16 protein-coding genes are annotated in these 20,234 nt (G+C 43.4%); 12 read left to right on the plus strand and 4 right to left on the minus strand.

The genetic code is table 11. From position 1 onward, the window contains the following. The first annotated feature begins 232 nt into the window (after nt 1-232). A complete protein-coding gene (locus ABFV83_RS20205) occupies nt 233-1,831 on the plus strand; it encodes an FGGY-family carbohydrate kinase (protein WP_349946463.1) in 1,599 nt (532 codons plus the stop codon). 28 nt (nt 1,832-1,859) lie between these two features. Here ABFV83_RS20205 and ABFV83_RS20210 read toward each other — a convergent pair whose 3' ends face one another. Then, a complete protein-coding gene (locus tag ABFV83_RS20210) occupies nt 1,860-3,173 on the minus strand; it encodes an MFS transporter (RefSeq protein ID WP_349946465.1) in 1,314 nt (437 codons plus the stop codon). A gap of 170 nt (nt 3,174-3,343) precedes the next feature. Here ABFV83_RS20210 and ABFV83_RS20215 point away from each other — a divergent pair, with 170 nt between their 5' ends. After that, complete coding sequence (locus tag ABFV83_RS20215; RefSeq protein WP_349946467.1) at nt 3,344-4,159, plus strand: AraC family transcriptional regulator; 816 nt, start codon at nt 3,344-3,346, stop codon at nt 4,157-4,159. Between the two features lie 23 nt (nt 4,160-4,182). Here the strand turns inward: ABFV83_RS20215 and ABFV83_RS20220 are convergent, their stop codons facing one another. After that, nucleotides 4,183-5,028, minus strand: a complete 846-nt coding sequence (locus tag ABFV83_RS20220; protein WP_349946469.1) for an AraC family transcriptional regulator — start codon at nt 5,026-5,028, stop codon at nt 4,183-4,185. 441 nt (nt 5,029-5,469) lie between these two features. Here ABFV83_RS20220 and ABFV83_RS20225 point away from each other — a divergent pair, with 441 nt between their 5' ends. From ABFV83_RS20225 to ABFV83_RS20235, 3 genes are all read left to right on the plus strand, one after another. Continuing rightward, nucleotides 5,470-5,844, plus strand: a complete 375-nt coding sequence (locus ABFV83_RS20225; protein ID WP_349946470.1) for a hypothetical protein — start codon at nt 5,470-5,472, stop codon at nt 5,842-5,844. Nucleotides 5,845-6,066: 222 nt separating this feature from the next. Beyond that, nucleotides 6,067-6,393, plus strand: coding sequence for a hypothetical protein (locus ABFV83_RS20230; protein ID WP_349946472.1), 327 nt, complete (start codon nt 6,067-6,069; stop codon nt 6,391-6,393). 340 nt (nt 6,394-6,733) lie between these two features. After that, a complete protein-coding gene (locus ABFV83_RS20235; protein ID WP_349946474.1) occupies nt 6,734-7,099 on the plus strand; it encodes a hypothetical protein in 366 nt (121 codons plus the stop codon). A 187-nt stretch (nt 7,100-7,286) separates the two neighbouring features. Here the strand turns inward: ABFV83_RS20235 and ABFV83_RS20240 are convergent, their stop codons facing one another. Then, on the minus strand, nt 7,287-7,976 hold the full coding sequence (locus ABFV83_RS20240) for a YkgJ family cysteine cluster protein (protein ID WP_349946475.1): 690 nt from the start codon (nt 7,974-7,976) through the stop codon (nt 7,287-7,289). A gap of 245 nt (nt 7,977-8,221) precedes the next feature. Between ABFV83_RS20240 and ABFV83_RS20245 the strand changes: the two genes are divergently transcribed. The 3 genes from ABFV83_RS20245 (at nt 8,222) to ABFV83_RS20255 (ending at nt 13,054) form a co-directional block, all read left to right on the plus strand. Further along, nucleotides 8,222-8,584 carry a RidA family protein gene (locus ABFV83_RS20245; RefSeq protein ID WP_349946477.1) on the plus strand — a complete coding sequence of 121 codons (363 nt, stop codon included), beginning with the start codon at nt 8,222-8,224 and terminating at the stop codon, nt 8,582-8,584. Between the two features lie 67 nt (nt 8,585-8,651). Next, complete coding sequence (locus ABFV83_RS20250) at nt 8,652-9,659, plus strand: hypothetical protein (protein ID WP_349946479.1); 1,008 nt, start codon at nt 8,652-8,654, stop codon at nt 9,657-9,659. 323 nt (nt 9,660-9,982) lie between these two features. Beyond that, nucleotides 9,983-13,054: a glycoside hydrolase family 2 TIM barrel-domain containing protein gene (locus ABFV83_RS20255; RefSeq protein WP_349946480.1), complete on the plus strand. Its 3,072-nt coding sequence runs from the start codon at nt 9,983-9,985 to the stop codon at nt 13,052-13,054. Between the two features lie 85 nt (nt 13,055-13,139). Here the strand turns inward: ABFV83_RS20255 and ABFV83_RS20260 are convergent, their stop codons facing one another. Further along, a complete protein-coding gene (locus tag ABFV83_RS20260; protein WP_349946481.1) occupies nt 13,140-13,751 on the minus strand; it encodes a recombinase family protein in 612 nt (203 codons plus the stop codon). A 375-nt stretch (nt 13,752-14,126) separates the two neighbouring features. Here ABFV83_RS20260 and ABFV83_RS20265 point away from each other — a divergent pair, with 375 nt between their 5' ends. The 4 genes from ABFV83_RS20265 (at nt 14,127) to ABFV83_RS20280 (ending at nt 20,226) form a co-directional block, all read left to right on the plus strand. Then, nucleotides 14,127-14,255, plus strand: coding sequence for a hypothetical protein (locus ABFV83_RS20265; RefSeq protein WP_349946483.1), 129 nt, complete (start codon nt 14,127-14,129; stop codon nt 14,253-14,255). Between the two features lie 104 nt (nt 14,256-14,359). Continuing rightward, on the plus strand, nt 14,360-16,579 hold the full coding sequence (locus tag ABFV83_RS20270; RefSeq protein WP_349946484.1) for a methyl-accepting chemotaxis protein: 2,220 nt from the start codon (nt 14,360-14,362) through the stop codon (nt 16,577-16,579). 206 nt (nt 16,580-16,785) lie between these two features. Further along, entirely contained in the window at nt 16,786-18,681 is a 1,896-nt protein-coding gene (locus ABFV83_RS20275; RefSeq protein WP_349946486.1) for a BglG family transcription antiterminator, read from the plus strand. 120 nt (nt 18,682-18,801) lie between these two features. Beyond that, a complete protein-coding gene (locus ABFV83_RS20280) occupies nt 18,802-20,226 on the plus strand; it encodes a 6-phospho-beta-glucosidase (protein WP_349946488.1) in 1,425 nt (474 codons plus the stop codon). Nucleotides 20,227-20,234: the final 8 nt, after the last annotated feature.

The raw sequence follows: 20,234 nt of genomic DNA on the forward strand, positions 1-20,234 counted from the left end.
CTTGTGCGTTCTCTCTCCGGGCTTTTAAGGGGAATTTTTGTAAAATATGCCTTCTTGTGGTAAAATACATAAAAATAACTTGTGTAATGGTGGGTACAAGTAATAAATTAGTAGTAAGAGGATATTTTAGTTACTCTCATGAAAAAAAAGAGGAACCAGTGTATGAGATTTTTTGCAGACACGGCAAACATTGAGGAATTAAAAAGGCGGACATGAGTCAGGAGGGGTTCAAATGATGGATAAACAAATAGGGGCATGTATCAAGGAAGGGAAAACCGCTCTGGGAATCGAACTTGGTTCCACAAGAATTAAGGCCGTACTGGTAGATGAAAATCACAATCCCATTGCTTCCGGCAGCCATGACTGGGAAAACCGGTATCTAAATGGTATGTGGACCTACTCCATTCCGGATATATGGGAAGGCGTAAGGGAGAGTTATAGAAAAATGGCAGAGGAGGTCAAGGTGCGGTACGGGGAAACTCTTACCACGATTGGGGCCATCGGTTTTTCTGCCATGATGCATGGGTATATGGCATTTGACAGGGAAGGAGAGCTGCTGGTGCCCTTCCGGACCTGGAGGAACACCATGACGGAAGAGGCTTCAAAAAAGCTGACGGAGTTGTTTTCCTTTCAAATTCCCCAGAGATGGAGCGTTGCCCATCTATACCAGGCAATCCTTAATAAGGAAGAGCATGTGCCAAAAATTGATTACCTGGTCACCCTGGAAGGCTATATCCACTGGAAGTTAACAGGAGAGCGGGTTCTTGGCATCGGTGACTGTGCGGGGATGTTTCCTGTGGACAGCGGAACAAAGGATTTTCATAAGCGCATGGTGGAGCAGTTTGATGAGCTGGTCGCTCCCCGGCAGTTTCCCTGGAAGCTTCGGGATATTATGCCCAGGGTGCTGACAGCAGGAGAGAGGGCAGGAATACTTACTGAGAAAGGAGCAGGGCTTCTTGATGCCAGCGGGAATTTAAGGCCAGGAATCCCATTATGCCCGCCGGAAGGGGATGCTGGGACAGGGATGACAGCTACCAACAGCGTGGCAAAAAGAACCGGCAATGTATCCGCCGGTACCAGTGTATTTGCAATGGTGGTGCTGGAAAAGGAGCTTTCCAGGGCTTATCCGGAAATCGACATAGTGACCACTCCGGCCGGGGATGCGGTGGCAATGGTTCACTGCAACAATTGTACGTCAGATCTAAATGCCTGGGTTTCCCTGTTTGAAGAATTTGCGGACGCAATGGGAATGAAAATCGACAGGAATACCCTGTTTTCCACTCTTTATCAGAAAGCCCTGGAAGGAGATAAGGATGGGGGAGGAATGCTTTCCTACGGATACTTATCCGGAGAACATATTACTCATTTTGAAGAAGGGAGGCCTGTGTTTGTCCGGACACCGGAAAGCCGGTTCAATCTTGCAAACTTTATGAGGGTTCACCTTTATACGGCTTTGGGGGCCCTTAAGATGGGTATGGATATCCTGTTTGAGGAAGGAGTCCGGCTTAATGTGCTTTTGGGCCATGGAGGACTTTTTAAGACCAGGGAAGTGGGACAGAGGATCATGGCTGCCGCCCTTGGCGTTCCGGTTTCCGTTATGGAGACAGCCGGTGAAGGAGGAGCATGGGGAGCCGCACTTTTGGCCTCCTATATGCTTCATAAGGAGGAAGGGGAAACCCTGGATCACTATCTGGCTGAAAAGGTATTTAAGGATAAAGAGGCAGCCAGGCTGGAGCCTGATCCGGAGGATGAGGCAGGCTTCCAGGCCTTTATGGAACGGTACAAAAAAGGGCTTTCTATTGAGCGGGCTGCGGTGGACAGCTTGAAATAATCCGGGAATCCTGCAAAAATCGGTGGATTTAGAGGGAAACGGACCGGAGTTTTCCCATGTAAAAAACGCATCCCAGGATCAGGATCCCGGAAAGAAGGAAGAGCAGCTGCATTCCGGTTATGGGAACTCCCCCTATTTCCAGGGAAGGAAAAACCCTGAGAAGAAAGGCTCCAAGCAGAGTGGAAAGAAAGCCGCAAAGCCCTGCATAGGAGGAATTGGAGCTGACATAAAGCACCCGCTTATCCGCAGGGGCATAATGATACTGAAGGTTAAAGACGGATATGGCAATGCCTCCCCAGGCAGCGCCGGACAATGCCTGTAAGACAGGTTGAAGGGTGTAGCAGGTGTCAGGAGTCATGAAAAGCCAGCTGGCATGGACAAGGCCCAGCATTCCCATGGAACAGCGGGCTGCTAAAAGCCAGGAGGATGCATCGGCTAGGCGTCCCCATAGCCAGGCCGCCAGGACACGGACGGTCGAGGAGATGAGGCCTAAAAAGGTAATGTATGTATAATTCAGTTTAAGTCCTGTGACCATGTAGACGCTGAAAAAAGGACCTGCGATCTGAAGGGCCAGGTTCCAGAACATATAGGTGAGCATGACCTTCCGGTACTCTTTATCAGCTAATGGCTTCCATAAAGCATCCTGAAGCTTTTGGCGGTGGGGAATGCTTTCCGGTTCACTGATGGAGGAAAGGCACCAGAAGTCCGTACAGGCGATGAAAAAGACTACGGTCCCGACCACAAGAAAACCGGTCTGTTCCATGGAAGAGCTGCGGAACCGGTCCATGACCCAGCCCATGATCAGGCTTAAAATGGTGGAAAAGGCAAAAGCAAACGAATCCTTTTTCCCCAGATAATTCCCTCTCATGTGCTGGGGAACCAGCTGCAGAATCCAGTTCCCGGTCCCGGTTCCGATAAAGGCTCCAAAAAAATGGGCCGCTCCATAGATGCTGATTGCCGCTGCCAGGCGGAGTCCTGGAGTTTTTATATACAGGGGCACAAAAAAGACCGAGGCCAGAAGAAGCCTGTGGATAAATGAAAAACTGGAAATCAGGCATTTTTTCCGGCAGAGGCTTTCCAGAAGGATGGAGGAAAACATCTGAAGAGTGCAAAGAAGGACCGGGATGGAACCGATAATCCCGTTTATGGAATCAGTGGCTCCCAGTGAATTGGCATAACCGGAGAGGAATGCTCCGGTGGTCAGTGTAACAATTCCGTTGGCACAGCAGCCCTCTGCAATAAAGAGTCTTCTGCCTTTGGAAAAATCTGCTTCTGTCATGGCGGTTCCGCTAAAATAGGTGCGGGACACTTTTTCTTTTAAGAGTAATACAGCTTCTATCATCGAACTTCTGCGGCATAACTGCCACAATCCCCTTTTCTTTTTGTTAGATATCTGATATTCTTTTTTTAAAGGTTTTTCTTCTTTCTATATTGCCAGTATAATGGAAGGGATACAAGAGGAAAAAGAAGCGAAAAACTGGAGGATTCCGACTGGGGTGACAGGAGGTTGCGATGGAACATTACTTAAATTTAAAGGCTGTGCTTCCGGTGAGGGCGTTAAATGCAGGGTATCTGACGACTGGAGGCAGGGGACGCCATGCGGACCGGGTCATGGATTCCTTTGAAATCATCTATGTAAATTCCGGAATCCTGGGAATTGCCGAAGAGGACGTAACGTATAACGTGGAGGAAGGGGAAGCGCTGATCCTGTTTCCTGGAAGGCATCACTGGGGGACAAGGGAGTTTGAGGAAGATTTGAATTTTTACTGGCTTCATTTTCACCTGGAAGAGGAGGCGGTGAGGCTAGGACGGGATATTATGTCCCTGCCCCAGCTCATCCGCATCAGAAAGCCAGAGCAGTTTGAGGAACTTTTCCGCCGTTTCATCAAGCGGCAGAATGTCTGCCGGGATGACCGGACCATTTTAAATCTGGTGCTTTTAGAGCTGCTGTGTGAGCTCAGCGATTCCCTTTCTCCAATGGAAGTGAACGGTCAGAAAGTGCTTTTGGCAAACCAGGCGGGGCAGTATATCAGAAATCATTTTGAAGAGCCTTTATCCTCTTCCATACTGGCTGATAAGCTGGATTGCAGCCCGGACTATCTGGGACGTGTCTACAATGCGGTTTATGGGAAGACGCTTACAGAGGGGATCCATGAGGCACGGCTTAATAAGGCATGCAGAATGCTCATAGAGACAAACTTAACAGGGAATGAGATCGCTTATCAGTGCGGATATCATGATGTGGATTATTTCAGAAGAATCTTTAAACGGTATATGGGAATAACGCCAAAGGAATACCGCCAGACCTACCGTCTGGTGGGAAGATAAAAAATGCGGCAGGGGAGGGAAGCTCACCTTGCCGCTTTTCTGTATTCTCCGGGAGAAGTACCGGTTTGTTTTTTAAAGATCCGGCTGAAGTATAAGGGATTGTCATAGCCGACAATGCTGCCGATCTCTCCGATGCCGTAATCAGTGCTTTCAAGCAGCTCCTGGGCTTTTTTTACACGAATGGAAGTTAAATATTTGCGGGGAGGCATTCCTGTATACTGCTTAAAGCTGCGGATAAACCAGCAGGTGCTCATATGGAGCTTTCCGGCATAATGCTCAATTTCAATGTCCGTGGAAAAATTTTCATGAAAGTAATGGACCGCTTTTTCCATTTCCTTCTGGATCTCTGTTTTTTGAAATCCTCCTTCTTGTCTTTGCCGCTTTAAAAGAAGGAAAAGCTGCCTTAGATGAAGGGAGGTCAATTCTTCGAAACAGGGGCGGAGGAGCTGGAGTTCCCGGATTATGGTAAGAAATATTTCCTGGTATTTGGAAGAAACACCGGTGTATAGGATATGGCTGTCATCAAAGCCTGCCTGCAGGGCGAGAATTCCGGCTTCTTTGCCTGTGAAATGAAGCCAGAATACCTCTGGCTTATCTTCCAGATAATAGGCATACTGCTGAGGCTCGTCAGGCTTATAAAGCACCATGTTTCCGGCGGAGACCTCCATGGTCTTCTTTTGGAAGGTAAACCATGCTTTTCCTGATGAGATGTATAAAATCTGGTAATCAGGGCGACCCAAGGGCCGTATGGTGGACATGACGGGACGGGTGAGCAGACGGTAGACGCCGCCGCAGTTTGTCCTTAGAGGAAGAGTGCTGTCTTCCAGTTCCTCGTCTGTTAGGTTCATGTAGCCTGTGTTGGTGTACATTTATGGATTCCTTTTTCTTTGTTTATGGGGAGGAGGGCTGTAACTTGAATCCTCAGGATTCGCCCACTCACGGGCTTTTGCTGTATGAAACAGGACAAAGGAAAATTTACTTATGTGCGGGCACAACGAAAATTTTTCTTTGTCCTGTTTCGTACTGCGCATTGCTTTCGTGAACATTATATCATTTTGTGCATGCTTTGTCTATTTTGATAATACCCTTTATTTAAGCGCGTTTGAAGGGGATGATTTTATTGTTTGACTGCATTTTGACTGCATCATAATAAGTTTCCAATTTATCAATTTCCACATCCGCATAACCAAACTTGTATGTGGCGGGTAGATGTTGTGAAAATACATACCAGCAGTATCCAAAAAAAGATTATCAAAGTATGAATCTGGCGGAGAAAATTGGAGAGCTGGAAGCTTGTGAGGGGGATTGATATGGCAGATCAGAATGAAATGGAGAAGATCGTCACTCCTATGATGGAGCATGTGTGTGATCACTTGTGCCGGTTTCCGTTAGAGATTGAGTATGAGGACGATTTGGGAGAATGTTGTGCTAATTGCAGGATGTGCAATTATGTAGGGGATATCCGGAATACATACAACGCTGCCAGCCAACTTCAGAACGCGGCAGGGATAGTCAGGAATGAACTTATGAAGAAAGAGGATTGGTACGATGCGCTGGTGGCTTCGATCCATGGTTATTTTTATGAAATGGATAAGGCAATGGCCCCTTGTGAAGTGGCAAAGGGACTAGCGGACCGGATTGTTGGAATTAAGCCGGTGGGGATCACTATTTCTTTAAATATTTGATGCAGCATAAAATTACCAGAATACAAGCAATGAATTTTAGAACTTCAGATATATAAATAAGCGATGGTAAAAATTGTATAAAGTAAATTGGCAAATTTCTCAATATGGAACACCTCATTTTATTTTATAACTAAATTATATTATAAATAATTTAAAACAATAGTAGGTTAATTATTAAGATTATTTACAAAATTAGTATTTTCATCAGAAGGAAGGAGAATCATGTACGGTAATACAGGTGAGAGGTATGTACAGATAAAAAAATTATACCGGGATGGACTGTCGATAGATAAAGTGGGTGAGGAATTTAAAATCGGAGAATATTATTCTACTCCTCATGGATTCACGGCATTAAACCATGGTGGATGTCTTATCTATGTCCCGGATGGGATCTTTGAAGAACACTTTGTAAAATGGGAAGTATATAAGCAATTTTATTGCCTAGGAGATAAAATTTGTATAAATGCAAATGGGAATCTTGGCGAGTACAGTATTGAGGGAATAGATGGAGACGGATACTATGTCACTTTGAGGTTGGAACGAGATTAACAAAACTGAAATTTTATTGTTTTCTAAAACATTATAATGTTGAATCACGGGGCTACAAAGAAAAATGCCCTCAAGATTAATATGAGGACATTTTTCTAACTAAGGTTTAAGCAGTCAACAATACTTCATTAACAACCTATTGTTATTTCCGCATTGCCATCCATAGCTTGACACCTCCGTCTATAATGATGTGTTTTTTGATGAACACAATATTATTATGAGCATAATCTATAAAAATATTATGGTAATAAACAGTAAATAAAAAATGAAGAAGTAGGCTAAAGGAAGTGGTTAAACCAGTAACTTAGGATTTCCCGGAGTACCGGGAGAAAGGGTAAATATGAAAAAAATTAAGATGCAGACCAAGATTATTCGGAGTGGGCAAGTTATTGAAGAAACATATGAAATCGACAACTCAGTATCGGAAAAGGTATATGCTGAAAATCTAATAAACAACTTCAATTCAACATTGTGGCCCAACGAAAGCCCAAGAGAATTACTCAGCGTTATTGTTATTGAGGAAAACGGAGAGAGTAGAAAGGAACACTCATGGGAGAAACAGAACCTTGTGACCATTCGAAGGGCTGGACAGTTGTATGATACTTATAAATGTACATATTGCGGGATTACCGCAAAGCGGTATGGCGTAGGCCAGATAGTACACGATAAGAGATATTCGGCTGAAAAGTACAAATATTGTAAGTGACAAAACTGAGAGTTGCCCGGCGAACTTGGAATTGCTTTTTTCTGTTCACAATAGACTTTTCAGTGCACAGGAACAGGTCCCTGTACCAAATGCGGAGAAAATATAGACTGGGGACAGAAGATACAGTATGCCGGGCGTGTTTACTGGAATTAGGATTAATACTCTGACACTATGTCATATTGATGGACTATAAAATTTTAGTTAAAGCATATGGAATGATATAATACTCATTATGCCTCAAATGTAATTTTGAATTGTTATAAAATCTTTCTGTGACTAATGCATCAAGAGTTGAATATGAATAACCATATTTTGGAGTACAGGATAAATTACAATCATTGGATTTGTTATATTTTCTATATGCCCAACAAGAGGCTGGTCGTATCTCATAAATGCTACAGCTATTAGCACTGTCGAGAAATGGACATGACTTATTTAACTCAAAATATTTAGTATTTATCTCAATTTGTTCAGTTACTGAAGCATCTGTAAGTTTTAAAGGAATATCCATTTTCTTTATTTGTTTACATATGTCCTTGGCGTAATTTTTCAGCCTAATCTTATCAGAATTGTTTAACTTTTTTAATTTGTATTTTAATACTTCATATTCTGCTGGATTAATGTAGATAGCTTGCTTACAACAGCTTGAACACCCCTTGGTGCAAGAAGTTTTTAATTTACAGTTTGCCTCAATATCATTTATGACATTATCTATATTATTTAATTCTTGCTTGTACCACGCACTTAAGGCGCTGATGCTATGTACATTAATTAATTCATTATAATAGTTTATATAATTATGTACATTTGATATTTCTACTTCTTTATTCAATTTTATAAATTTTAAATTTAAAAATATAGTATCAATAATTGACATAAAATACCAACTTTCCTTTTTAAAAAATTATAACATAAAATAAGATATTGTAAATTACTAGATTAGTTGTTTAGCGTAAAGTAAGAAACAAACAGAATTACCGAAGACATAGATCAGCCTTGGGCTGGTGTTAATCCGATAAACTGAAATTTGAAAGAAATATTGTTCTTTGATAATTGCATATTGATAGTTGGTGTGGTATAGTAAAAGAACATTAGTTCTGTTTTGGGAAAGGAGATTTTATTATGATTAGAAGAATGCCGACCCATTGTGAAGATGAGACTTGTTCATCATGCATTATTGCTGGTGATTACATTTTCCTAGCTCATCATGGAGGAGGGCAAGAAAAAGAAGATATTGTCCACCAAATGCGAAAGACTTTTGAAAGTATGACGAATACACTTTCTTCCGTTGGAGCAACACTTGATGATGTGGTACAGATAAATCTTTATCTTAGAGATATTAAAGATTTTAGATTGGCCGCCGATGTTTTTAAAGAGTATTTCAAAAATGGATCGCCAGTAAGAATGACAACTACCACGGATTTCGTGGGGCGGACTTGTCTGTGCCAAATGGATGGCATTGCATATAAACCATTAGTAAATTAAATTATACATATAACCAACTATCAACATTCGGTAGTTGGTTTTTTATTACCCAAAAGGAGGGAACAGATTGAGAAAATCACCAAAAGAGCGCCGGAATCAGTATATGCAAGCGCAGAGGATCACCACGGCAGAGGCAGCCATAGCAGTTAAGGCGCCGCCTGCCATGACCTTCTCTGCAACGATGCCGGCTTATACATATACGACCGAAGCTAAGCCGATGGATTTATCTAATTGGAGCAGTGTTATTTTAGCAAAGGATTGTCAAGGTCCTGTAGATCCTAATTGGAAACTAGATGACACAAAAACTTCTGTGACACAAACTCTTCATTCTAAAGCTACAGCATTTATAAGCGATGTAGATTGCATAAATACGAAAATAGAGGGATCTTTCAGTGTTGATACATTAGGTGATGACGATTTTATAGGATTTGTTTTTGGATATAAAGATGTAGGCCATTATTATTTGTTTGACTGGAAACAGGCAGGTGGGTATGACAATATTTTTGGAGATAGCGGAAAACAAGGAATGAGTGTTAAAGTGGTAAATACAGATTCCGCTGTTAATGAAGCTGACCTATGGTCAACATCAGGTACTGAAAATAAAATAAAACTTTTATACCACAATAATATTGCTTACGCTCATAAAACTCTTTATCATTTTGCACTTACATATACAGATAAAGGAGAAATTAATATTGTTGTAAAAGAGGGAACTAAAGTAATAGACGATATAACTATTACAGATAAGACATATCAATCTGGTAAATTTGGTTTTTATAATTTTTCACAGGAAATGGTGACTTATACAGGTTTTACCATTAAAGAAATAGCCCCAGTGCAAGTTACAGGAAATCGGGCTCTACTCGTCATTACCATGGTGACCGGCGAGCGGAAGGAGTATGAAATGACCATGGATGAAATCAACGACTTTATCACATGGTATAACAGCAAAGCGGCTTCAGGCCCAGCCTATATGATTGAAAAAGATTATAACAAAGCTTCATTCACGAGTCGAAAAGACTACCTTGCATATGAACAAATTTCTAATTTTGAAGTAAACGAATATAATAAGTAAAACAATGGCTCTGGGAAACCGGGGCTTTTTTGAGAAAAGTACAGGCGGGTATCCAGAAAATTCCGGTCCCGCCCATTCATAGAATTATATCATTTTCTGACTGCATTTTGACTGCATGATGCTTGGTTTTGACTGTTTTTAGATGGTTGTAGTTGGTGATGTTAAAAGTCTCTAGAATCTCGATTTTAAACAGAAAAGTACGCATTTAAAAGAAATTGTAAAAAGAACAGTATCATTTTGTGCATACTTTGTCTAATCTGAGATATGGATTTTCTGCCTTTTTATTTTATAATGAAAGGTAATAACAGAAGGAGGAAGCGACCATGATCGTACCCAAACATTATGAAAATCTCCACTTGCTTCATGAAAATACTATGCCAAACAGAGCCTACTACATTCCGGCTTCCCAGGCGCAGTTTGACCTTGTGGAGCACAGGGAAAATTCCGACCGGTTTAAGCTTTTAAACGGGACATGGAAATTCCGTTATTTTGACAGCATTTATGATGTGAAAGAGGAATTTTTCCAGGAAGGCTATGATACGGGAAATTATGATGATATCCCGGTACCCGGCTGTTTCCAGAACTATGGATATGACAGGCACCAGTATACCAATGTCCGTTACCCTTTTCCCATGGACCCGCCCTATGTTCCGGCTGAAAACCCCTGCGGGACTTATGTCCGCCATTTTGTCTATGAAAGGGACGAGAATGCCCCCAGGGCTTACTTAAACTTTGAAGGCGTGGATTCCTGCTTTTATGTGTGGCTGAACGGAAGCTATGTGGGATACAGCCAGGTATCCCATGCCACCAGCGAATTTGATGTGACAGGACTGATCCGTGAAGGAGAAAATACCTTAGCTGTCCTTGTTTTAAAATGGTGTGACGGAAGCTACTTAGAAGACCAGGATAAGTTCCGCATGACCGGCATTTTCCGGGATGTGTATCTTTTAAAGAGACCGGAGGAGGGAATTTTTGATTATTTTTTCACAACCTCCAGGGAAGAGAATCAGGCTCATATTCAGGCGGTAATCACCTTTTTTGGAAAAGAGATTCCGGTAAAGGCGCTGGTATATGATTCCAATGGGAAGCTTGCCGCCAGCCAGGAAGGATTCCCTCAGGATGGCAGACTTCATTTGACCATAGAAAATCCGGTGCTTTGGAATGCAGAGCAGCCATACCTTTATACCCTTGTTCTGGAGTGTGGGAATGAGGTGATCGTGGACTGCCTGGGAATCCGGGAAATTACCATAAGGGATGGAGTGGTCTATTTAAACGGGGAAAAGATCAAATTCCATGGCGTCAACCGCCATGACAGTGATCCGGTGACAGGGTTTGTCATCAGCCTGGAACAGATGAAAAAGGATTTAAGGCTCATGAAGGAGCATAATGTCAATGCCATCCGTACCAGTCATTATCCCAATAGGCCTCAGTTTTACCAGCTGTGTGATGAGTACGGCTTCTATGTCATTGACGAGGCTGACAATGAGAGCCACGGAACCAATAGCGTCTATATGGACGACAATTCCACGGAGGCTGTGCATGAACGGTGGAACAGGGCTATTGCAGATAATCCGGAGTTCACCCAGGCCACGGTTGACCGTGCAAAGCTTCTGGTAGAACGGGATAAGAACCGGCCAAGCGTGGTGATCTGGTCCATGGGGAATGAATGCGCTTATGGCTGCACCTTTGAAGCGGCTTTGGCCTGGACTAAGGCTTTTGATCCTTCCCGGCTCACCCATTATGAGGCAGCCCGTTACCGTGACAGGAACAAGACCTATGATTTTTCCAATCTGGATTTATACAGCCGTATGTATCCGAAGCTGGAAGAGATCCATGAATACATTGGAAGAAATGCAAGAAAGCCTTTTATCCTGTGTGAGTACAGCCATGCCATGGGCAACGGACCTGGCGATCTGGAAGATTATTTTAAGGTGTTTGACCAGTATGACCAGGTTTGCGGCGGTTTTGTATGGGAGTGGTGCGACCATGCCATCTATCAGGGAAGAACCTTGGATGGAAAACCCATGTACCTTTATGGTGGAGACCATGGAGAATACCCTCATGACGGCAATTTCTGCATGGATGGCCTGGTATACCCGGACCGAAGGCCTCACACCGGGCTGATGGAATTTAAAAATGTGTACCGCCCGGCAAGGCTGGTATCCTTTGATCAGGAAAAGAAGGAGCTAGTGCTTCAAAACCGCATGGATTTTACCGGACTGAAGGATTATGCGGTTATTGGGTATGAGGTGACCTGTGACGGAGAGTTCACTGAAAAGGGGATCCTTGGCGAAGGGGATTTACCGGAAATAAGGCCTCATGGCATAGAAAGCTTGACTCTGGACTTTGAGGTTCCTAAAAAGGGAAAATGCTATCTGAAGATCCAGTATTTATTAAAGCAGAATACCGCCCTTTTAAAAGCCGGAAGCCTTTTAGGCTTTGATGAGATACTCCTTAAAAATGAAGATATGAGAAACCAGACAGGGGTTTTCCTGCTAAAGGAACGGGAAACAAAAGAAGGAGAAAGGGCGTGCCCCACGGTACGGGAAGATGACCGTTACCTTTTCATAGACGGAACAAACTTTGCTTATACCTATAACAAGCTGACCGGCTGTTTTGAGGGCATGGTGCTTGAAAACAAAATCCTTCTGGAACGTCCCATGGAATATAACATCTGGAGAGCGCCAACGGATAATGACAGATATATAAAGAATAAGTGGATGGAGGCCCATTATGACCGGGCAATATCCAGGGCTTATGAAACCTCCTGCGAGGTAAAGGACGGGCAGGTGAAAATAAGTACCGTATTGTCCGTTACTGCGGCTGTGGTCCAGAAAATCTTGATGATCAAGGCTGTGTGGACCATTGGTAAGGATGGGATTTTAGATGGAAGGCTTCATGTAAAAAGGGACATGGAATTCCCGGAGCTTCCAAGGTTCGGCCTTCGCCTTTTCCTTCCAAAGACAATGGATCAGGTGACCTATTATGGCCTGGGACCTGTAGAAAACTACATGGATAAGAGACGGGCAAGCTATCACGGGCTATTTACTTCCGGAGTAAAGGAAATGCATGAGGATTATTTAAGGCCGCAGGAGAATGGAAGCAGGAGCGATTGTGATTTTGTGACAATAAATGGCGGGGGAGTTTCCCTCTCGGCAGTCTCACAGCAGGCTTTTTCCTTTAATGCATCGGTCTATACTCAGGAGGAATTGACAGAAAAGGCCCACAATTTTGAACTGGCACCATCGGGCTTTACGGTCCTCTGCCTGGATTACCGTCAGGACGGGATCGGCTCCGCAAGCTGCGGGCCGGAGCTTCGGAAAGAATACCGGCTTGATGATGAAGAATTTGTTTTTGAAGTGAGACTGGTTCCTGTTGCTCTTTCACATATGTAAAATAAAATCTGTGTTTGTTAAATCAGGCAGGATCGTTGATAAAAAGCAGCGGTTCTGCCTGCTTTATGTTATATGGAATCATGTTTTAAAAGTCTTTGTTTTTTGACTTGTGTTTTTTGATCATTGTCCTGAACTGGCTGACAGTGATGCCCAGTTCATTGCTGGCGGTCTCAAGGGTATAGACCCGCTGCTGCCATTTTTCGTAGACAGGGTAAAATTCCTCTGGAATGGGGGTTGGAAAACGCCCCAGATGCTTTCCCTGTGCTTTTGCAAGGGCGATCCCTTCTGCCTGCCGCTGTTTGATGTTTTCCCGCTCCGCCTGTGCCACATAGGAAAGGAGCTGGAGGACAATGTCGGATATCAGGGTACCGATTAAATCTTTATTTGTTCTTGTGTCCAGAATGGGCATATCCAGGATCACGATATCAGCTTTTTTTGTTTTCACGATTTCCCGCCACTCTTCCTGTATGTCATCGTAATTTCTTCCAAGACGGTCAATGCTTTTTACAACAAGGACATCTCCTTCTTTCAATTTTCTTTTTAACTTTTGATATTGGGGCCTGTTAAAATCTTTTCCTGACAATTTGTCGCAAAAAATGTTCTTGTCAATAATGCCCCAGCGCAGAAGTTCTACCTTTTGCCGTTCCGTGTTTTGCTCTAATGAGGAGACCCTCATGTATCCATAAAAATTTTTCATTAAAAATAACCTCCTGTCATTCTTAATTATGGCATGAGGTCAAGGGAATATTCTACTATATTAGTATTTATGAAAACAAAAGCCTTCAGGTCAAAATATAAAAATGAAAACCAGACGAGTAAGTAATGTTTGTTTTGCCGGGATTTTGCATACAAAATGATAATTAATACCATTAGATTATTTGATAAAAAGGTACACCTTTTTATCAAATGAAAACAGCATAAAAATACTACGTATATTATACGCATTATTGCGACAAAATACAACATATTTTGCACATATTATTCTTATTTTCTTTACATTTTGCCAGTGATACCAAGGTGTACCTTTTTGCTACTGAGGAACATGAGCTGATTATGGGGAGGAGATGTAAAAGTGGAAGAATTCAATAATAAAAGCGATTTTAACGTATATGTCAAACGAAAAGATCCGGTTCAATGGGTAGATTACTTAAAAAAGTCTGTACAAACAGGGGTGCCCTTTCCCCTGGATAAAAAACCATAGAGACTGTCCTGATCTTTCATGACAGGCATATCCATGATGTTTTAAAATCCGTTTCATTTAAAACATCTGAATTTTCACAAAATACTGATATGAGGAAAATACACATGAAAATTGGAAAAAGAAACACGCATCGGAATAGATACAGGAGAATTTCAGAGAAAATTGCAATTGTGATCACAGCCGCATTGCTTATGGTATTTGCCATTTTAAGTATTATAACCGTCAGTCTGTCAAGCCATGAAACCAGCACGGCGGCCCGCTCTGAGCTTACGAATCTGGCCCATGCAAATGGAAACCAGGTACAGGCGATCATGGATGCCGCATCAAAACAGGCGTCAGCAATGCAGGATTATATTAGCAAGACATATGACCAGGGGACTGTGGTCATCTCTTCGTCCGAAAATGCCAGGGTAAAGAGCGCAGTATATCACACGGAAATGTCTGATTTAAACATTGAAGTAGAAAATTATCTGATTAACAGCATGTGCTCTGCCATTGTGGCAGATGAGGATATTGTTGGGTTCGGAATCTTTTTTGAACCAGGCAAGTTTGATAAAAATATAGAGGATTATGCGTTTTATGTGAGCAGTGAGGATGCTGTCAATAAAAATGTGCAGCCTTTTGGTACATACAGTGATTACAGCAATAAGGAATATTATATGCCTGTAAAAGAAACCGGCAAGCCTTATTTCACAAAGCCTTATGAATACCAGGGCGTTACCATGATCACTGCTGCATACCCCGTTATGTATAAAAATGAGTTTCAGGGAGTGATTTTAGCTGATATTGACGTTGGCCATTTTAGTAGAATAACTACTTCGTCCGAAGATTATAAGACACTTTATGTTGGTATTCTTACGGATGATTTTACAACGGTATATGACAGTGTATCTGAGGCTGATATTGGCCATAATCTGGCTGAACTTTTAAAAGATCCAAAGGATATGCAGAAGATCACAGATGGAGCAGCTTCGGGAAAAGCCTTCTCCTGTACCACTGTCCGTAAGGATGGACATAAAGAATCCCGTTTTTTCTACCCCATTGATGTGGAGGGAACCCATTGGTGGGCGCTGACCGCATTGGATACTTCTGACTTAAATAAAGATACAAAAATATTGACGGCTACGATTGTGATTGTTTCTGTTTTGTCTCTTATGGCTGTGGTCGCCATTGTTATCTTTGTTTTAAGAAAAGCACTGAAGCCAATTGACGGCGTGGTTTCTGCCGCTGCTGAAATCGCTTCCGGTAACCTGGCGATACAGATAGACGCACAAAGCAATGATGAGATCGGCGTCCTTTCCAGGACCTTTATGGAAATGGCGGAGAACTTAAGGACCATCATTCAGGATATTAAATATTTATTGGATGAAATGAGCAGCGGCAATTTCAGAATCAAAACGAAATATGAGGAAAAGTACATCGGCGATTATCGGGAGATATTAATCGCCATGAGGACCATTAACCGCAATTTAAGCGATACCCTTGGGGAAATTAATACTGCTTCCGACGAGGTATCAGCAGGAGCAGGGCAGATGTCAGACAGTGCGCAGACACTGAGCCAGGGAGCTACAGAACAGGCAAGCTCCGTGGAAGAGCTTACTTCCACTATAATGGAAATTTCTGAAAGGATCAAAAATAATGCGGACAATGCCAAGCAGGCAAGCCGCTTATCAGAAGAATCAGGAGAGGAGGTAGCGGAAAGCAACCAGCAAATGCAGCAGTTAATGAAGGCAATGGAGGAAATCACAGATACCTCCCGTGAGATCGGAAAAATTATCAGGACCATTGATGACATTGCATTCCAAACCAATATCCTGGCTTTAAACGCCGCTGTGGAAGCTGCCCGTGCCGGCGAGGCAGGAAAGGGATTTTCTGTGGTAGCGGATGAGGTGCGAAACCTTGCCGGAAAATCGGCCGAGGCTGCCCAAAATACCACCGCATTGATTGAAAGCACCGTGGATTCAATTGAAAAGGGCAGATTGCTGGCGGATAAAGCCGCCGGATCTCTTCTTACTGTTGTAGATACCTCTAAAAACGTGGAAGAAAGAATCCGGCAGATTGCGAAAGCTTCTGATGAAGAGTCTTTTGCGGTAAACCAGATTGCAGCAGGACTTGAGCAGATTTCAGCCGTAGTCCAGACCAACTCCGCAACAGCAGAAGAAAGTGCGGCGGCAAGCGAAGAGCTTTCTGGACAGGCACATATGTTAAAGAGTCTGGTGAACAGATTTAAACTTAGAGATGCAGGGGAAAGGATTTCAGCTCATGATGCCTCAGGCTCTTTTATAGAACCGGCGGATGATTATACGTCCGGCAGTAAATATTAACAGAAACAATCGACAGCAGTGCCGGTGCCTGGCAATTCCAGGCGTCCGGCACTGCTTTTTGGGATAAAACCCGTGGAAGGAGGATCCCGGCCCTCGCTCCTGTAATTACCAGAATTAATGTGGTAAAAATGTGAATGGAAAAGTTATGCCTGCCATGTTATGCTGATAATAAGGTTTTGTGGACCAAAAGTTTGAAGGAGACGGCTATGCTTTGGAAACAGTTGCAGGAATTGCTGATGCTCTTGAGTCAGGAAGAATACAGAACGGCTTTGACATTGGCCAAAGGGCTGAAGGTCAGTGTGAAGACGGTACGGCTGAGACTGAAGGATTTAAGCGGGCTGCTGGAAGGCCATGGAGCGGAAATAAGCTCAAAAGCGAGATTTGGTTATATACTTCGGATTCATGACCAGGAGAAATTTGACGCATACATAAAGGCAGAAACAGAAAATACGGAACATTTTCCGGAGAGAGAAAGTGAGAGAAGAGAATATTTGCTTGCATATCTGGTATCCAGGATGGATTATATCAAGATAGAAGAGCTTTGTGATTTTCTCTATGTTTCAAAATCCACCCTGTCCAATTCTCTTAAATCGGTGGAAGGAATATTAAAGCGCTACGGCCTTTCCATTGACCGGAAGCCTAATTACGGAATCAGGATCCAAGGTGCGGAATTTGATATCCGCAGGCTGTTAAGCGACTATTTTATCAAACGCCAAGGCTTGACCGGGGTGGATATCAGCCATCAGGAAAGTGAACTGATCCATCTGGCAGAAGTCATAAAAGACCTTTTAAAGAAGTATGGGATCCGCCTTTCCGAGATTGCCTTTGAGAATTTTGTGGAATATACCTATGTGGCCAGAAAGCGGATGAAGTCCGGCTTTTATCTTCAGATGGAAAAGGAAAGCCTGCCGGAAATAGGAGGAAAGGAATCCGCCCTTATCCGGGAGCTTATTTCTGTTGTGGAGAACCAGGAACCGATCACCTATACGGCTGATGAGGAACATTACCTCTTACTCTATCTGGCCGGAAAAAGGATGATCGGAAGCACCCTGGAAAATGACACCAATTTTGTGATCAGGGAGCAGACCGACCAGCTGGCCCTGGCCATGATGGAGCTGGTGAGCAGGGAATACGGGCTGGAAATGCATAATAATTTTGAGATACGCATGACCTTAAACCAGCATCTGGTTCCCTTTGATATCAGGATCCGGTTTGATATTCCGCTGAAAAACCCTATCCTGGAAGAAATCAAGCAAAGGTATTGCCTGGCATATCAGATATCCTATGAAGCGGTAGGAGTTCTTAGGAAACATTATAAAAAGGATATTTCCGAGGATGAAATCGGATATTTTGCCCTGATTTTCCAATTGGCCTTAGAAAAGGACAAGATGGATCCCTGTTCGGATATTCTTGTGGTGTGTAGCACGGGAAAGGGAAGCTCCCGGTTATTAAAATACAAATATGAAAATGAATTTTCCGGATATTTAAGGAATATCTATGTCTGCGATCTTCTGGAGCTGGAGCATTTTGATTTTCAGAAGATCGATTATATCTTTTCTGCCGTCCCCATCACCATGGAAGTTCCGGTGCCAATTGTGGAGGTAGGGGCGTTTCTGGAGGCGGATGATATCCAGAAGATCACACGGACCCTTAGAAGAGGCAACAGCCGGGGGATCATAAAGCGGTATTATACTCCGGAGCGGCTCCTTACAGGGGTGGAAGGGACGTATAAGGAAGACATATTAAAGTATCTGTGCGGCGTGATTAGGAAGCAGGAAAAGGTGGATGAAAATTTCTATGAGCTGGTGCTTGAGCGGGAGACCTTTGCCCAGATGGATTATGGAAATTATATCACCCTCCCCCATCCGAACCAGATCGCTTCGGAGGAAACCTTTGCTTATGTGGCGGTCCTGAAAGAACCGGTCATCTGGAACAAGCTTCCGGTCCGGATCGTCCTGCTGATATCAATAGGAAGAAAAGAGGACAAAAACCGTCAGACCTTCTATGAAACCACCGCACGGTTTGCCCTTAATAAGGAGGCGGTGAACCGGTTGATACAGGAACCGGAGTATGAGACTTTACTGGATCTGCTGGAAGAATAAGAGTACCACATTCGGACTGGAGAGGAACTGCCAGATTGAATGTGGTATTTTTTGCGTTGGAGTTTTGTCAGGTCTGATGATACCATAATGATAAATGATTGAAGGAGGAAAACAATACTTATGCTGAGAAAGGATTTTCTGTGGGGAGGCGCAGTGGCAGCCCATCAGCTGGAAGGAGCCTGGAAGGAAGGAGGCAAAGGCATCAGCGTTGCCGATGTGATGACAGCCGGAGCCAATGGAAAGGAACGGGAGATCACAGATGGAATCATAGAGGGAAAATATTATCCCAACCATGAGGGCATTGATTTTTACCACCGCTATAAAGAAGATATCCTTCTTTTTGCGGAAATGGGTTTTCAGTGTTTCCGAACCTCCATTGCCTGGACCAGGATTTTTCCTACGGGAGAAGAGTCAGAACCCAATGAAGAAGGCCTCCGTTTTTATGACAGCCTGTTTGATGAGTGCAGAAAGCATGGGATCCAGCCGGTAGTGACCCTGTCCCATTTTGAAATGCCTTATGAACTGGTGGTTAAGTACGGCGGCTTTAAAAGCCGCATCTGTGTGGAACTGTTCGTGAAGTTTGCCAAAGCATGTTTTGAACGGTACAAGGATAAGGTGGCCTATTGGATGACCTTTAACGAGATCAATAACCAGGCAGATTATGAAGGAGACTTTGGGCCATTTACCAACTCAGGACTTCTTTTTAAGGAAGGGGATGACAGGGAACATCTTATGTACCAGGCGGCCCATTATGAGCTGACAGCATCAGCCCTGGCAGTAAAGGCAGGACATGAGATAAATCCTGATTTTAAGATCGGATGTATGATGGCCATGTGTCCCATTTATCCATACTCCTGTAATCCAAAAGATATGATGATGGCCATGTCTTCCATGCAGAAACGCTGCTGGTTTGCAGATGTCCATGTAAGAGGACAATATCCGGAATACATAAAGGCGTATTGGAAACGGAAGGGTCTGGCTCTGGATATTACACCGGAAGACTTAGAGGCGCTTAAGGCGGGCTGTGTGGATTATATCGGGTTCAGCTATTACATGTCCTTTACTGTAAAGCACAGGGATGATAATCCTGATTATGATTACCGGGAGGGTCGAGACAGGGTGGAAAATCTTTATGTAAAGGCGAGCCAGTGGGGATGGCCCATTGATCCGGAAGGGCTTCGCTACACCATGAACTGGCTGTACGACAGGTACGGGCTTCCCCTGTTTATCGTGGAAAATGGCTTCGGTGCCTATGACCGGCCGGCAGATGACGGCATGATCCATGACGGATACCGGATCGAATATTTAAAGGCCCATATCGAATCAATGAAAAAATGTGCGGACCAGGATGGCGTGGATCTTATGGGATATACTCCATGGGGATGCATTGACCTGGTATCCGCAGGGACAGGGGAGATGGAGAAGCGCTACGGATTCATCTATGTGGATAAGGACAATCAGGGAAACGGAACAGGAGAAAGGACGAGAAAAGAAAGCTTTTACTGGTTCCAGAAGGTAATCAAAACAAACGGAGAGGAATTATAGGAGGAAAA

Source organism: Lacrimispora sp. BS-2 (assembly GCF_040207125.1).
Classification (GTDB): domain Bacteria; phylum Bacillota; class Clostridia; order Lachnospirales; family Lachnospiraceae; genus Lacrimispora.